The organism is Nostoc sp., from assembly GCF_036917315.1.
Lineage (GTDB): Bacteria > Cyanobacteriota > Cyanobacteriia > Cyanobacteriales > Nostocaceae > Nostoc.
This window is the reverse complement of the sequence record NZ_JBALDR010000067.1, coordinates 1-15,428: the sequence shown is the minus strand read 5'-3', so window position 1 is coordinate 15,428 and position 15,428 is coordinate 1. Positions and strand designations below refer to the sequence as shown.

Annotated in this window: 17 protein-coding genes and 1 pseudogene; 9 read left to right on the top strand and 9 right to left on the bottom strand. The window is 40.6% G+C overall.

Going from position 1 to position 15,428, the window contains the following annotated elements; genetic code table 11:
- Positions 1-216 precede the first annotated feature (216 nt).
- The 4 genes from V7K84_RS31620 (at position 217) to V7K84_RS31605 (ending at position 3,246) form a co-directional block, all read left to right on the top strand.
- Positions 217-849: a bifunctional 4-hydroxy-2-oxoglutarate aldolase/2-dehydro-3-deoxy-phosphogluconate aldolase gene (locus tag V7K84_RS31620; protein ID WP_334844124.1), complete on the top strand. Its 633-nt coding sequence runs from the start codon at positions 217-219 to the stop codon at positions 847-849.
- Between the two features lie 112 nt (positions 850-961).
- Positions 962-1,477, top strand: a complete 516-nt coding sequence (locus V7K84_RS31615) for a L,D-transpeptidase (RefSeq protein WP_334844122.1) — start codon at positions 962-964, stop codon at positions 1,475-1,477.
- Between the two features lie 494 nt (positions 1,478-1,971).
- Positions 1,972-2,505, top strand: coding sequence for a L,D-transpeptidase (locus V7K84_RS31610; protein ID WP_334844120.1), 534 nt, complete (start codon positions 1,972-1,974; stop codon positions 2,503-2,505).
- A gap of 177 nt (positions 2,506-2,682) precedes the next feature.
- Positions 2,683-3,246: a Uma2 family endonuclease gene (locus V7K84_RS31605; RefSeq protein WP_334844119.1), complete on the top strand. Its 564-nt coding sequence runs from the start codon at positions 2,683-2,685 to the stop codon at positions 3,244-3,246.
- Positions 3,247-3,630: 384 nt separating this feature from the next.
- On the opposite strand, the gene V7K84_RS31600 is transcribed toward V7K84_RS31605, so the two are convergent.
- The 3 genes from V7K84_RS31600 to V7K84_RS31590 form a co-directional block, all read right to left on the bottom strand.
- On the bottom strand, positions 3,631-5,229 hold the full coding sequence (locus V7K84_RS31600) for an Hsp70 family protein (protein ID WP_334844117.1): 1,599 nt from the start codon (positions 5,227-5,229) through the stop codon (positions 3,631-3,633).
- A gap of 579 nt (positions 5,230-5,808) precedes the next feature.
- Positions 5,809-6,138 (bottom strand): hypothetical protein, encoded by a 330-nt coding sequence (locus V7K84_RS31595; RefSeq protein WP_334844115.1) that lies wholly within the window; start codon positions 6,136-6,138, stop codon positions 5,809-5,811.
- A 44-nt stretch (positions 6,139-6,182) separates the two neighbouring features.
- On the bottom strand, positions 6,183-6,323 hold the full coding sequence (locus tag V7K84_RS31590) for a hypothetical protein (protein WP_334844112.1): 141 nt from the start codon (positions 6,321-6,323) through the stop codon (positions 6,183-6,185).
- A gap of 142 nt (positions 6,324-6,465) precedes the next feature.
- Here V7K84_RS31590 and V7K84_RS31585 point away from each other — a divergent pair, with 142 nt between their 5' ends.
- The 3 genes from V7K84_RS31585 to V7K84_RS31575 all read left to right on the top strand — a co-directional run bounded on the left by V7K84_RS31585 (position 6,466) and on the right by V7K84_RS31575 (position 8,133).
- Positions 6,466-7,248, top strand: a complete 783-nt coding sequence (locus tag V7K84_RS31585) for a hypothetical protein (protein WP_334844111.1) — start codon at positions 6,466-6,468, stop codon at positions 7,246-7,248.
- 19 nt (positions 7,249-7,267) lie between these two features.
- Positions 7,268-7,687, top strand: coding sequence for a DUF488 domain-containing protein (locus V7K84_RS31580; RefSeq protein ID WP_334844109.1), 420 nt, complete (start codon positions 7,268-7,270; stop codon positions 7,685-7,687).
- 251 nt (positions 7,688-7,938) lie between these two features.
- Positions 7,939-8,133, top strand: a complete 195-nt coding sequence (locus V7K84_RS31575; RefSeq protein ID WP_334844107.1) for a WYL domain-containing protein — start codon at positions 7,939-7,941, stop codon at positions 8,131-8,133.
- Between the two features lie 117 nt (positions 8,134-8,250).
- On the opposite strand, the gene V7K84_RS31570 is transcribed toward V7K84_RS31575, so the two are convergent.
- The 3 genes and pseudogenes from V7K84_RS31570 to V7K84_RS31560 all read right to left on the bottom strand — a co-directional run.
- The gene (locus V7K84_RS31570; RefSeq protein ID WP_104909601.1) at positions 8,251-8,490 is read right to left on the bottom strand and encodes a hypothetical protein; all 240 of its coding nucleotides are present in this window, start codon (positions 8,488-8,490) and stop codon (positions 8,251-8,253) included.
- A gap of 15 nt (positions 8,491-8,505) precedes the next feature.
- On the bottom strand, positions 8,506-8,757 hold the full coding sequence (locus tag V7K84_RS31565) for a hypothetical protein (protein WP_334844105.1): 252 nt from the start codon (positions 8,755-8,757) through the stop codon (positions 8,506-8,508).
- A gap of 141 nt (positions 8,758-8,898) precedes the next feature.
- A pseudogene (locus V7K84_RS31560) lies at positions 8,899-9,087 on the bottom strand (signal peptide peptidase SppA); the annotation flags it as partial.
- Between the two features lie 201 nt (positions 9,088-9,288).
- Here V7K84_RS31560 and V7K84_RS31555 point away from each other — a divergent pair.
- On the top strand, positions 9,289-9,846 hold the full coding sequence (locus V7K84_RS31555) for an HPP family protein (protein ID WP_289799537.1): 558 nt from the start codon (positions 9,289-9,291) through the stop codon (positions 9,844-9,846).
- A gap of 76 nt (positions 9,847-9,922) precedes the next feature.
- Here the strand turns inward: V7K84_RS31555 and sppA are convergent, their stop codons facing one another.
- The gene (sppA, locus tag V7K84_RS31550; protein ID WP_334844102.1) at positions 9,923-11,758 is read right to left on the bottom strand and encodes a signal peptide peptidase SppA; all 1,836 of its coding nucleotides are present in this window, start codon (positions 11,756-11,758) and stop codon (positions 9,923-9,925) included.
- 174 nt (positions 11,759-11,932) lie between these two features.
- Positions 11,933-12,982 (bottom strand): type 2 isopentenyl-diphosphate Delta-isomerase, encoded by a 1,050-nt coding sequence (fni, locus tag V7K84_RS31545; protein ID WP_334844100.1) that lies wholly within the window; start codon positions 12,980-12,982, stop codon positions 11,933-11,935.
- 153 nt (positions 12,983-13,135) lie between these two features.
- On the opposite strand from fni, the gene V7K84_RS31540 reads away from it, so the two are divergent.
- Entirely contained in the window at positions 13,136-13,720 is a 585-nt protein-coding gene (locus V7K84_RS31540) for a Uma2 family endonuclease (protein ID WP_334844099.1), read from the top strand.
- A 266-nt stretch (positions 13,721-13,986) separates the two neighbouring features.
- On the opposite strand, the gene V7K84_RS31535 is transcribed toward V7K84_RS31540, so the two are convergent.
- The coding region (locus V7K84_RS31535) for a beta strand repeat-containing protein (RefSeq protein WP_334844097.1) at positions 13,987-15,428 on the bottom strand (1,442 nt) is incomplete at its 5' end.

Here is a 15,428-nt window from a genome sequence, read left to right as displayed (position 1 = left end):
TAAACCCAAATGCTAAGGTATTTAATCTTAAACTACGGCAATACGATAGATTTACTGTTATTTATATCTAATATCTCATAGCTTAATGCAAGAAGCAAGTTTTAAGGGGATTATGAATCGGGGATTGAGCATTAGTATTAAAAATTAGGTATTTACTAGATTGAAAACTATTCTCTAGTCCCAGTCCCTACTCCCAGTCCCCAATTCCCAGTTAAAATGCCTAATCAAATTTGGTTATCACAGTTGGAAAAACACCGAGCGATCGCAGTCATCCGCGCCCCCCAAATCGAATTGGGACAGCAAATGGCAATGGCTGTAGCATCTGGGGGAATGCAGCTAATTGAGATTACCTGGAATAGCGATCGCGCTGGGGAATTAATCAGTCAACTACGTTCGGAATTACCAGCCTGTATCATTGGCACTGGTACGCTATTCAATGTGCAGCAGCTAGAAGAAGCGATCGCATCTGGGGCGCAATTCCTCTTTACACCCCACGTCGATTCGGCAATGATTCAAGCAGCACAAGAAAAAAATGTCCCTATCATACCAGGAGCTATGACTCCTACAGAAATTGTTACCGCTTGGAGTCAAGGCGCTAGTTGTGTAAAAGTATTTCCCGTGCAGGCAGTGGGAGGAGCTGATTATATCAAAAGTTTGCAAGGGCCACTAGGTCAGATTCCCTTAATTCCTACTGGCGGCGTGACTCTCGAAAATGCCAAAGAATTTTTGCAAGCCGGAGCGATCGCTGTCGGTTTGAGCGGGGAATTATTTCCTAAAAAGCTTGTCATAGAGGGAAATTGGTCAGCGATCGCAACTCAGGCAAAAAACCTAATGCAACAGTTAGGTTAACTTAGAATCAAATCATCAAAATTCACGTCTATTAAAGTAATAGATAGGGAAATAAAGGTGAAACCTGATAAGTTTCTCAAGACCCCATGATTTGAGTGTGAGTGTATCTAAAATGAAAAGACAAATTTCTACTGACTGGGTGCGTCGCTTACAAATAATCCTCACTGGTACAGTACTGTCCCTAAGTGTTTTTACTACTACTGGAACCAGTGAAGTTTGGGCGAATTCCAAAACTCAAGTGATTGCACAAAAAATCCAGACATTACAACAATCAAATCAGCGCTGGATTCAAATTGATCTTTCCAAGCAAAGATTAATAGCTTGGCAAGGTGACAAAGTTGTTTATGGAAGTGCTATTTCTTCTGGTAAAAAAGCCACTCCTACTCTTGTCGGTACTTTTAAGGTTCAATCCAAGTTTAAAACTACGCGGATGCAGGGAGAAAACTACAATGTTCCCAACGTTCCTTATGCGATGTTTTACCAAGGTAATTACGCTATTCACGGAGCTTACTGGCATAAGAGATTTGGTACTCCGGTGAGCCACGGCTGTGTGAATATCGCACCTAAACATGCAAAATGGCTATTTGAGTGGGCATCTGTAGGGACACCAATAGTCATTCATCAATAGTCGGTGAACAGCCAAAAGGCAATTTAGGTAAAATTATAAATAACAACAAATCAAGACAATTAAGTGATTCCCAGCAATATTTTATGCTGGGAATCTTCGGAGTCGGAATTACTGAAATTGCAATAAAATATAGAAAAGGGCATTAAAGATTTGCCTGAAAAATAAGCGGAAATCCTGACAATTCCTGTGTGAAATTACAAATACAAATATACTTCGGGGAAAGTTTGCATTTAGACATTTAAATGACAGATTTTTTGTAAAGGTTGTCCTTTGTAATTACTGATTGGTCATTGGTTAAGACTCATCATTTAATTAAGGACAAATGACAAATGTACCAATTGAATGCGGATTAGCTTAGGACTTGTCTTGAGAAGCCTTAGCGGATGAATTGCGTAAATCCTCCACAGAAAACAAGTAGTCACTCTGGAAATTTGTAGTTTTCCAGAAAATTACTTCATTTCATAATTTTTGCGTAGTTTAAAAGGTGAGGCATAATGCAAACTTGGATTCGCCGTGGTGCGATTCGTTCTTCAGGAACTTTTTGTACAGGCGTGGCACTGATAGCGGTGACTTTATTCTCTTGGTCATCACCGTTAACAGGTACACCCAACTCGACTACAGCAACAGCTACTTCAGTCGATGATAACAGCATTACTGTATCTAATAATATTAGCCAACCTCGCTGGATTGAAATTGATTTGTCAGAGCAACGTTTACGTGCATGGGAAGGCAATAAACTTGTTCATTCATATCGCATTTCTGGAGGGAAGCGAGCAACTCCTACACCCATAGGTAGATTTCGGATTAATTCTAAATATCGAACTCACCGGATGCGAGGCAGAGGCTACAACATTCCTGACGTTCCTTACACAATGTATTTCTACAAAGGTTATGCCATTCACGGTGCTTATTGGCACAACCGTTTTGGGACTCCAGTCAGTCACGGTTGCGTAAATTTACCTGTTAAGCAAGCTCGTAATCTTTACAGATGGGCTTCAACGGGAACTTTAGTAGTGGTGCGGAAATAATTCGTAATACTCGCCTCTGACGAGAAGCAAGCTACGTAATGACGCTCAAGGTCTCGCTAACGCTGCGCTAACGTAATTAAGAGTTGCAATTCTGCCTTTGACAGGTGCGTTTACCGAATGTAACGCACCCTACATCACTGCTAGACTAAAAACACATCTTCGAGGGATTTAGGAGCTATGAGCTACCCAACTACTCAACTACTTACCCTGGATGAGTTTCTGAAGCTCCCAGAAACAAAGCCTGCAAATGAATATATTAACGGTGAGATTATTCCTAAGCCAATGCCGAAAGGGAAGCATAGTCGATTGCAGCTAAGACTCTGTAATACTATTAACGAAGTAACAGAAAGCCAAAAAATTGCTTATGCATTTCCAGAGTTGCGTTGTAGCTTTGGTATCCGCTCAATTGTGCCTGATGTAGCAGTTTTTAACTGGTTACGAATTCCATTTGATGTTGATGGGGAAGTTCCCAACGATTTTTTGTTGTGGCCAGATTGGACAATTGAAATCCTCTCTCCAGAACAGAGTTCAAACCGAGTAATTGGCAACATCCTTTACTGCTTACAACATGGTTGCCGATTAGGATGGTTAATCGATCCAACAGATCGCTCAATTTTGGTTTTCCGTTCGGGCCAACAACCAGTATTACTCCAGGGAGAAGATTTTTTGCCTGTATTACCAGAAATTCAACTTGCACTAACCGTCAATCAAGTTTTTGGATGGTTAAAGATGGGTGGTTAGAAATAACTCGCCTGGAATGATAAGGTGCGGCGCCAAATAGCCCATCGTAGACATCGCTCTCTGGCGAATAGCAAATATAGATATAAATCATGTCTATATATAGACATGATTATGAATAACCAACTTATCCCACTGTCAAAAAACGCGCATCTAGAAAAGCTAAAGCCGAAGAATCACTTAACAAAGCTGACTCAACTGCTGCTTAGTTTCGGCTGATTTTCTCATGATTCAACTTGACTCACTTTCTCCTGGAAGTCGGGTAACTTTGTCTTGCTGTTCTCTTAATTGCTGGTTGAATCCAAATTAGTCCAAACTCCAGTAGTAACGCGCAACATCCGAGATTTCGATGGCTGCGGTATCCCACTTTTAAATCCTTTTAGTTAATTAACTCAACTGTGCCACAAGTTGATTCTCCAACAGCGTGTCATTAGTTAACAAATCCTCAACGGTGATTCGCAAAAAGCGTTGCTCATCAACTTGAAAGAGAATCTTGATACGATCGCTTCCAGGATATCCGGCTGGTGTCAGTTGGGCAATTGTCTTCGCACCTTCTCGATCGTTGAGGGGTTTGACGCTGGTTTCACTATTGTCCATACGGCGCGTAATTAAGCGATCGCCATCAAAATAAACTTCAGTACTACCTGTATCTGCTCCCAATTCTCCCATAATTAGTTCAATACTGGGTTGATTTTCTACAGAAGCGCCTAAGACTAATTCCACTGCTTGACTCATTGGATATGCCTGTCCAGCTTTAATTAAAGAATGCCATTTGTGACGCTGATTGCGGCGATCCCAGTAGCGGATACCATAACTATGGTACAGAAAGTCTTTGATTTGTATCCCTTGTGCTAACTGTAATGCACCTTGAGCGATCGCTTCAAATGGACGTTCGCAACGGATTTTTTCTGGCTCAAAATACTGTTTGATCCATGTCTGCACTGCTGGCAATTGCACTGTCCCACCAACTAACAAAACTGCATTAATATCTGGAAGTTCTATTCCTTGGCGTTTTGCTTGCTGCAACAGTGTTGTCATCGACTCATCCAATAACTCAAAAAATGCGTGTTCTTTGAGGATATTATCAAAAGTATCGCGGTTTAGTTCCAGTTCATAGCTTTCAAATGTTTCATCATCAAAATAAACTTCACTAGCTTGATTTTGGGTTGATAGCTGAATTTTTACCCGTTCTGCCAATCTTGTTGTCAACGGACTTACCGCCAACTCTTGAGTTTTAGCGAAGTAATCTACCAACCAATTATCAATATCGGTACCACCCAGATTTTGCCCAGCTTTCGCCAGGACACGGGCAGTTTTGACTTTTTGTTTTGAATCTTCAGCCAAAGACTTATTACCCCATTTGAGGAGAAACCCCAAGGGCTTTGTACTTGCTTGCACGCTTTGATCCAACCGAACAAGGGACAAATCCAAAGTTCCACCGCCGAAGTCAATCACCAAAAGATTTTCTCGATCTGCCAAACCATAACCCAAGGCGGCTGCTGTGGGTTCATCCAGCATTCGCACTTGTTCGACAGGGAGGCTTTGACATACTGCTCCCAACCAATGACGATAGGCTTCAAAACTGTCTACGGGTACGGTTAACACCAGAGAATCTAACCCACCTTCCAGAGGTGCTAGCTGTTCAATTACTTGAGTGAGGAACCATTGCCCGACTTGTTCAAAGGTAACAACTTGCCCATCTAATTCGGGTAAAAAACCTTGGATATCTGCACCAATACCGCGTTTGAAACTGCGGAAAAATCGCGTTTCGCCCTTGAGGTCAAAACCGCGATCGCGTACTTGTTGCCCGACTAAGACTTTATTTTGGGCTGCGTCTTCAACATACACCAAGCTGGGAATCAGTGGCGGATTGAGACTTTGTTTAATTGATAAGCCTGGTAGAGTCAGGGTTTCTGGCTGCTGGGTTACGGGGTTCCAACGAGCAATGACTGTGTTGCTAGTACCAAAATCGATTGCGATCGCCATATTTTATATTTATTCTCTCGCACAAAGATGCCAAAGCTGCTTTATTTGTGATTATTCTCTATAAGCTACCAAGAATGCAAATGCGCCCATAGGCTTACTTCTTTGCATCCTAACCCAGATATCGATTCAGTCTGTTGCAGCGAAGTGTTAGCACAGTTAGACAATTGGCTTGTCAGAAAGCATGGAAATCATTGGCTGTAAATGTATAAAAGGAGCAATAAACTCAACAGCAGGCTTTATCATAGTTCCAGTCTTTTTCTTATTGGCATGAGGTGCTTAAAACTAACTTTACACGCAGATGCTGAAATGTCATAAATCGCCCCAATCAAAAGAGATCGCACCTCAGTTGATGTAAGGTATTCTCTAGATATGTAATGCTTGTTGGGTAGACGAGTTGGGGATGGCAACCTCATTTATTCGCAGGGGTAGTGTCCGGTGTACGCGACTTATTATGGACAGTCTACTACGCCACGATCCCTATTCTCTCGTTGAGAGTCGCGCCACTTAAGAGTTATTGCTAATAGCTATCAACTAATAATTACGTCAGCTTTTTAGATAAGAAGCGAGTCTTAACTTCAATTAGTATGTGGATGCATCTAAAGTTTTTGCTTCTTTACCACGGTTAGCATACATTTGTATACTGCTTTTATGTGATTCAGAATCGTAAGGGCCTTCAGCAAATTCAGCTTCAACTACAATTTCTCGTGTTCTGCCACCATTATCACTATATTGAAGATACCACCATGTCCTGCGAACTATAAAACAGTCCTCTCCTGGATGCCCAAATTCTTTATCGTCACGCATTATTCTAATATAATCACCTGGTTGTGGAATTGCTGGAAGGTCGAATTCGAGAGAATAGTCTTGTTCTCCTCCACCAGGCGGTACAAAGCTAAAAGTAACTTTCATATAAAAAACCCCAAAATATTTGTATTTAATATAACTACTTTTGATTAATAAAAAAATACATTGCAGGTTTTGGAACTATGCCGGAACAAAGCGGGATCGGGGTCATTGTCTAAGCCATGACTAAAAATTAGCTGTATCTCTGACTGCGTTAGAACTTTGGCGCGTCCTTGTCGATTAATTTTCATTGTCAGACTGTTGACCCTACGATCCACAGCCTACAACGATTTGACACCTGATAAAAATGCATGACATTTGGGATACTATACTTAAGCCAGTATTAGCTCAGATAACTTACAAACAGCCTTATCTATAAAATCTGTTTTAAATATGGAAAGAAAAAAAATTTTAATTGCAACCAAAACGTACCCTTCAATTAGTAGAAAATATAGGGAAACTGTATGTACAGCGGGAATTTTACTAGATGATGATGAAAAACCAACGCAATGGATTCGTATTTATCCTATTAGTTTTCGTCTACTAGATTTTGATAGGCAGTATCCTAGATGGTCTATTATAAGTGCAAATATAGAAAGAAATGATAAGGATTATAGAGAAGAGAGTTTTCGGATAGATACTTCTTCCATTCAAATAGTGCGAAAAATTGATACAAAGAAAAACTGGGAAGAACGAAAATCATTAGTTCTTCCGTTAGAATTTAAATCTATCCGAGAGATAAAAGAGCAAGGGAAGTCGCTCGGAATTATTAAACCAAAAAGTATAAAAAAATACTTTTATAAACTAACAGGGCGAGAGTGGAGTCCTCGTCAACAAGCTATTTTAGATCAGGGCGATTTGTTTGAACCTTCAGTACAGTTAGATAAAATTCCTTACAGCTTTGGTTATGAGTTTTTATCTAAAGATGATGACAGACATAGGTGTACAATAAGCGATTGGGAAATCCAACAGTTATATAGAAATTGTAGAGACAGATCAAATGAAACAACTCAAGAAAATAAAGAAAAAGAAGCCTTAGAAAAAGTACGCCAAAAACTAGAGGATGAATTTTTAGTTAAAAAAGATTTATACTTTATAGTAGGTAACTTAAAAAACCACAAGAACAGCTTTATGATTATTGGAATATTTTATCCAATGTTAACAAAAAGCAATTAGTTGATAAAGGTAAGGAAAGATGAATATTACAGATATTTCAGGCAGATATATCCTTACATTTGGATACGGCAACCGTAAAAACTACGACGTTTTTTTAGATTATTTGAAAAGTTTTAATATTGAATGTGTTATTGATGTAAGAACAATTACACGCGCTTGGAGTCGTCAATGGTATGGGGATAGAATAAGTATTGTTTGTGAAAAAAATAATATTAAGTACATTTCTAAAACTGCATTAGGTAATACATCTGGCAATAAAAATTGGGTTCCTGCAAATCAAGAAGCTGCCAATGAAGATTTAAAAGAAATTGCAGAAATTGCTCAGAAATGTAATGTTTTAATATTGTGTGCCGAAATGAATGCAAATCGCTGTCATAGAACAGAAGTAGCTAGTTGTTTAGAAAATTTAACAGCAATTCCTGTTAAACACTTAGAATAATACAATGAAATTTAAGTATAGAATCAAAAAGCTTGCTAAAAGCTTAACTGACCTCATACTGTAGTTGTCTAATTTTTTATAGGAATATTGCCCCTGTATACATCGGGGCATAACTCTTATTTCACAAGCTAAATGCGGGTTTAATTTGTATTTAAATGCTCTACTGCCTTCATATTTACTTCTTTAATTTGAAGTATAAAATCTTTTAGCTGATTATTTCGTTCACCAATCCAGGCGATTAACCCAGACTTATGAATAAGACACATGGCAAACCTACTTACGTAGATTATATTGTGAGATTGCCTGAGCGATCGCTGGAGGAGTTTTGTCGCTGGGTGTACCGCTTCATGGACAATGCTCAGTTTATCTCTCCTCAATATCTAGCTGAACAACACCAGAAATCTGCTCGTGCATTAATAGATCGGTATTCTTCCAAAGCCATATAAATTAAGATAATTGACCCACATAACTTTAATGCTGGGCGACAGTCAAAGTGTAGGCACTGGCTAATTAGTACAAAAATCTAATCTAACCCGAAGTTTCGGGTTAGTAGTAGTTCATACTCAATCTTCATTCCGTAACTGCCAGACTGCACCAAAAGCTGCCCCAGCCCCAGCTAACAATCCAGTACTCATTCCTTGGATAGTTTTTTGGAATGGATCTTGAGTTAGGCACTCACTTGTAACCTTACTGTCTTCCAGGCAGAGACTACTTTCTGCCCAACCAGCAGTACCTCCTAAAATTACACCAGTGATACTACAAGAAACAATTAGCAGCAAAAGACGTTGTGTTTTTCTAGCCATAGATGGATGTTTTACTCAATTTTGTATTTTAGACTTTAGATTGGATAGGTATGTAAATACACTTGGATTTAAATCAAAAATTTCAGATTTTTCCATACTTGAGCCACTATTTAAGCGGGCTGCTTCAGTAAAATCCAAATCTAAAATTCTGTCAAAGGTTGGAAATTGTAGTTTACTCTCAACTACTTTACACATCCAGGCAAAAAATGTCAGCTGGTTTATGGCTGGCGAGGCCAACTCATGCGCCTCGCCGTAATGAGCTGTCAAGTTTAAAGTGATGGGTAAACAATTTCATAGCAAGGACTTTAGTCCTGAGAAAACAAGGACTAAAATCCTGACTACAAATCCTCAAAACTAGTTTGACGTAGTATTGCGTGAGTTGTTGCTCACTGATGCTCAAAAAAATATCTACTCAATCTTCAAGTTGAAAGGCAAGTGGGCGTATACCCCCTGTGGATAGTTCATCTTTTGCAGAATCTCTACTTCCTGTTGTAATTTCTGAAATTCAGCGGCGAGGGGATTAGATTGTTTGAGTTGCGTCCCCTTAATTCCGAAAGCAGTCCGCGCTTCTTGTGTTGCCCGCCCAAAAAAGCGTTCTCCTGATTACGACCTTGGCAAGGCCAACTCATCCGCCTCGCTGTTCAAATTAGCCTATTTAGGCAAGGCTGCAATAAAACAAAAAAATCTGTGTATTTAGATACTTTTTAGAGATTTTTTTCCTAAATGTCATGTTATTGTAACTTAAGCAAAGCCTTGCTCAGTCAATTCAAGGAGTCATGAGTATCGAGTGGTTGATTCATGATCGATAGTAAAAAAGTTCGGTTGAAGTGGCAAAATTATTGGTTTAAAACCTTTGGTAGATGGCGCTCGTGTCCGCTAACCTGTCCAATAGAAAGACCTCATCATCGGCATGTTTTTTGGAGTTGGATCGGTAGTTTTTTAGCCATCACAGCAACGTCCTACCTTGCTGTCAAAACTAATTCTCCTTTGCTGATGGCTCCTTTTGGTGCTACAAGTGTCTTGATCTTTGGTGTCCCTGACAGCCCTTTGGCTCAACCTCGTAATGTCATTGGGGGTAATCTTTTAGCTGCTATAGTGAGTCTGATAATTCTGCATTTTTTCGGTTCCTCTCCCTTGGCAATGGGAATGGCTGTTTCTAGTGCGATCGCAATTATGCAGTTTACCGGAACTGTACACCCACCTTCAGGTGCTGTTGCATTAGTCGTTATGATGACGAAACCGGACTGGCAATTTCTGCTAACACCTGCCTTTGAGGGATCGATGATTCTAGTGCTATGCGCTGTGATCTTTAATAATTTAGCAGCAGAAAGGACGTATCCAAAGCACTGGTTATAACATTAATCTCTAGAGCAAAATTAATTGTATTAAGTACAAAATGTAGGGGCAATTCATGAGTTACCCCTACAAAAAATTACTCAATCTTCAAGTTAAAAGGCAAGCGGGCGTAAACTCCTTGCGGATCGTTCATCTTTTGCAGAATCTCTACTTCCTGTTGCAATTTCTGAAGTTCAGCGGTGAGGGGATTGGCTGATTTTAGTTGCGCTGACTCAATCCCGAAAGCAGTCCGCGCCTCTTCTGTTGCACGCCCAAAAAAGCGTTCTCCGAAACTGCTAGTGCGAGGATATTCTTGCACTTCCCAATCGTCTCCTAATTTCGCCTCCTTGACAGTGTATGCGATCGCAGTATTCAAACCGCCAATTTCATCCACCAAACCAATTTCTTTGGCCGCCTCACCCGACCAAACCCTTCCTTGGGCAATTTCTGCTACTTTTTGTTCTGGGAGTTTCCGACCTTGAGAAACTTTATTCAGAAACATATTATAAATCCGGTTAACACTGCGCTGATAAATTTCTAACTCTTGAGGCGATTTCGGACGCGAAACTGTTTGACTATCAGCATAGCGTGCGGTTTTCACCGAATCCCAAGTAATACCATTATTATTAGCCAGCTTTTCTCCATTGAATAAGAGTCCAAACACCCCTATGGAACCTGTAATGGTATTTGGTTCTGCAAAAATGCGATTAGAGTCGCTAGCAATCCAATAACCACCAGATGCGGCGACATCACCCATTGATACCACAACTGGTTTTACCTCACGAGTTAGTTTCACTTCTCGCTGCATGACTTCAGCTGCGGTAGCGCTACCACCAGGACTATTAATTCGTAATACAACAGCCTTCACATCTTTATCTTGTCGCAGCTTGTTGAAGATTTTCGCAAAGCGATCGCCTCCTACTTGCCCATCTTCTCCTTTACCATCGACAATCTCGCCCTCAGCATAAACAACGGCAATTTGATTTTTGGAGTTACGTTCTACACCCAAAGATTTACCAGAAACTTGTGCGTAGCTATTCAGGCTAATTTGTCGGAATGTTTTGTCTTCTTTATCGCTATTTGTCAACTTTTTCAAGTCAGCGACAACTTCATCGGGGTATTGTACTAAATCGACTAAACCGTTAGTTTTGGCTTGTGTGGCTTCTAGTAAAGACTGATTATCTGCGATCGCTTGCAACTTATTGGGTTCAATTTTCCGACTTGCGCCTATAGCAGTACGCCACTCTCCCCAAACATCATCCAACAATTTCTGAGTTTGTTCGCGGTTTTCTGGACTCAATTTGTTGAGAATAAATGGTTCAACGGCTCCTTTAAATTTCCCGACTCGCACGACTTGAACGCCAATGCCATACTTCTGTAATGCTCCCGCTAAGAACATTGGTTGTGAACTCAAACCGTTGACTTCCATCATTCCCAGAGGATTAAGGACAATGGAATCTGCCACTGAACTAACGTAATATTCCTTTTCACTCCAATCACTGCCGTATGCCACAATCTTTTTCCCCGCAGCGCGAAACTCTTCCAGCGCTTTCCGAATTTCTTTCAGGGAGGCATAACCGACGTTACCAGCTTGGCTGGCATTTGTTGCATCTATATAGATTCCGACAATGCGAGGATCGCGCCGCGCCTTTTCCAAAGTTTCCACAACTTTGCGGAGTGCCATTCTATCTTCATCAACACCTGATATTGTGTTTTGAAACAGTTGGCCGGAACTAGGTTCGCCATCAGTAATTTTCATTGACAAGTCAAAAACCAACACTGACTTATTTTTCACATTTGGCCCAGTATCTTTAGACGAGCTAGCAGCCAATATCAGCAAGAACAGTCCAGTGGTTCCCAAACCAGCGAAAATAATTAGTCCTAGTAAAGTGCCAACTAAACTAGCAAAAGTTTGTTTGATAAAATTACGCATTAGTTATTTAGTTATTAGTTATTGGGTAAAACAGTTTCGTTAGCGGTAGCGGGGCATTGAGCCAGTTCCAAGTAAAAAAGTGAGATTCCCCACTCATTACTCATTACTCATTACTCATTACTCAACACCCTTGAGGAGCATTGGGCATTTACAAATGACAAATGACCTATTTACCTATTCTATGCGCTGTAAACTGCCAGAGTGCTTTAACTGATACAAGGTAGCATTGCCAGTACAAAATAAGACTGTGGTGATTTCAGCGATTAATACCTCAGCGAGTTCCGCAACTGCTGTTTCTGATGTTGCTGCTGCTTGTAAGAAAGGCATTGCTAAACCAGCTATATCTGCTCCCAAAGCGATCGCAGCTGCAACATCCAATCCATGCCGCAAACCTCCTGAAGCAATTAAAGGCACATCTTTGGCGATCGCTCTAATAGTTGTAATGCACTCTGCCGTCGGTAAACCCCAATCGGCAAAAGTCATCCCTAAGCGGCGTTGTAAAGGATTTTCTGCCCGTTCGCTTTCCACCTTTGCCCAAGAAGTACCTCCCGCACCTGCGACATCAATTGCTGCTACTCCGGCGGCAATGAGTTTGTTAGCGATCGCTGCTGAAATGCCGTTACCAACTTCTTTCGCAATTACTGGCACTGGCATTTTATTGCATAAATCAGATATCTTGTCAAGCAAACCTCGAAAATTAGTATCGCCTTTGGGTTGAATGCACTCTTGTAAAGGGTTAATGTGTAAAATCAAGGCATCAGCTTCTAAAATATCAACTACGCGCAAACATTCATCCAAACCGTACTTATAGTTAAGTTGCACAGCCCCCAAGTTTGCAAATAGCAGAACGTCAGGGGCATACTTGCGGACAGCAAAAGTATCAGCCACCTGGGGTTTTTCCACCGCTACCCGCTGAGAACCGACACCCATTGCAATTTTGTAGTGTTGCGCGACTTGCGCCAAACGTTGGTTAATCATTGCGGCTTGTTCTGTTCCGCCAGTCATGGAAGAAATTAACAAGGGTGCGCCAAGGTGTTTCCCTAAGAAAGTTGTACTGATATCAATATCATTGTGGTTGACTTCGGGTAAGCAAGAATGGGTAAAACGATAACGTTCCAGTCCATTGGTGATTTGATGAGACTGAACATCTTCTTCTAAACAGATCCGAATGTGATCGGCTTTGCGATTCTGAGTTTGTGCAGAGATGTTGGTAGGGGCGTTCACTGGTGGGTATGGCTAAAAGTATTGGCTTGCGATCGCTATTGTTACATTGTCTGCAACCGTATTTGTATAACAAAAATATTTATTTTCGCTATCTTTCGGGTACGTTACGCTATTGATAACAGAACCATTCCCCCATTTGGTGAGTTAATTCATATGGTTTTACAAACAGAAAAGCGCTACACCCCAGAAGAATATTTGGAATTAGAAGAGAACGCTGAATATAAAAATGAATACAGAGATGGAGAAATTATACCTATGACAGGGGGAACAACTAACCACAACAAAATTGGAGGTAATTTTTATAAAAAGTTTCCTCTGACTGTGCAAGGACAAGATTATGAGATTTACATAGGCGATGTGAAATTATCAATACCCCGTTATCGCCTCTATACTTATCCTGATATTATAGTCATTAAAGGTAAGCCCATTTATGAGGGAACTGGTACAACAACTATTACTAATCCCTTATTAATTGTTGAAGTCTTATCAAATTCAACTAAAAATTATGACAAAACAGATAAGTTTAAATATTATCGTTCAATTCATGGTTTTCAGGAATATATTATGATTGACCAGTATAGTTTTGCTGTAGAACAATTTGCAAAGCAAGCAGAAGGTCAATGGATTTTTAAGGAATATGAAGGTGAAGATGCAGTTTTAGTCTTAGATTCTATCGACTTTCAAATTGCCTTGCGTGATATTTACGAACGAGTGAATTTTGAGTTGATTGAGGAATAAAACAGCAGATAAATCTCGTGAGAATTACGATCGCCAATTAAAAGGGATCGCCTGAGATTAGTGAAAGTATCGTAGGTAAAAGTTAGCAGACGCGATCGCGGCAGTTCGTCTTTAAATGGCTAGAAGGCAATAGTGCAACATCTGATGACTCAACAAAATGGCGATCGCAGAGCAAAATAACTTGTATTGATCGCTATCGTTTGCGAAGTGCCTAAAATAGCACCTCGCAACCCATACTTGGAATAATCGCAGAATGCTAATTATGATTAAACTAACACAAAATTGTTTTCAGTTAGCGACAATCCTGCTGATAGTTGGGCAAATTTTACCTGAGTAAACCCAGACGCACTGCCATCTTGGTCAAAGAATAGTCCACCTGTAGCACTGTTGTAGATAAATCGTTGAGCGATCGCAGTTGCAGATGTTCCGATGGTAAACTGACTTGTCTCAAGTGTACCTATTGATAACCCGCCACCAAAACTAGCAGCCGATACCTGAATGATTTCATTAGTGGCATTAAAGTTATAAATACTGTCAACACCTTCATTGTAGCTATTGAAAGCAAAGGTATCAGGACCAGTTCCTCCAACTAGGCTATCATTGCCATTCCCACCTGTCAGATAGTCGTTGCCATTACCACCAATGAGTGCATTATTACCAGAGGCACCAGAGGCTGTAAGAGTATCATTACCATCACCACCAGAGAGGAGATTAGCACCTAATGAATAATCAACAATCAAGCGATCGTTACCAGCACCACCGTTAAGCGTGTTATTGCCAGAGACAGTATAAACTTCATATAAGGAGTATAAGGAGGCTGAACCAGAAACTGTGAGAGTATCATTGCCATTGTCCCCATTCAGTAGGTTATTACCTGATGAATAGTTAATAACTAAGTTATCATCGCCAGCGCCACCATTGAAGGTGTTATTCCCAGAGATAGCAAAGAGAGAGAAATTACCTTGGTAGTCATTGTACTCGCCATAGGCAAAAAGAGTATCATTGCCATCACCACCATCCACCAGGTTATTACCATCTGAAAACTTAGCGCTTAAGTAATCGTTACCCGCACCGCCGTTGAGAGTGTCATTGCCACCATAATTGCTATACAGTTCATCGCCCGCAGAGAGCGTATCGTTGCCATTGCTCCCCACAATATTGTCATTTAAGGATGTACCTGAGATATTTAATTGTTCGATATTCTTGTAACTAACCCGATCTTCTGTGCCTGCCGTAATCAAGCCAATGTTAGTAGTAGCATTGAATGTCGTTGTGATTCCTCTAGTAGGATTGCCGAAACGCACGGTCAGTAAATCTTCACCTATCCCCCCATTGATCGTATCATTGCCACCATCGCCCCCAGATAGCGTATCGTTGCTATCGTTCCCCACAATGTTGTCATTTAAGAATGTACCTGAGATATTTAATCGTTCGATACTCTTGTAACTAACCCGATTCGTGCCTGCCGTAATTGAGCCAATGTTAGTAGTGGCATTGAAAGTTGAATTGATTCCACCACCAGGATCGCCAAAACGCACGGTCAATAAATCGTCACCTATCCCCCCATCGATCGTATCATTGCCACCATCGCCTCCAGATAGCGTATCGTTGCCATCGTTCCCCACAATGTTGTCATTTAAGAATGTACCTGAGATATTTAATCGTTCGATACTCTTGTAACTAACCCGATTCGTGCCTGCCGTAATTG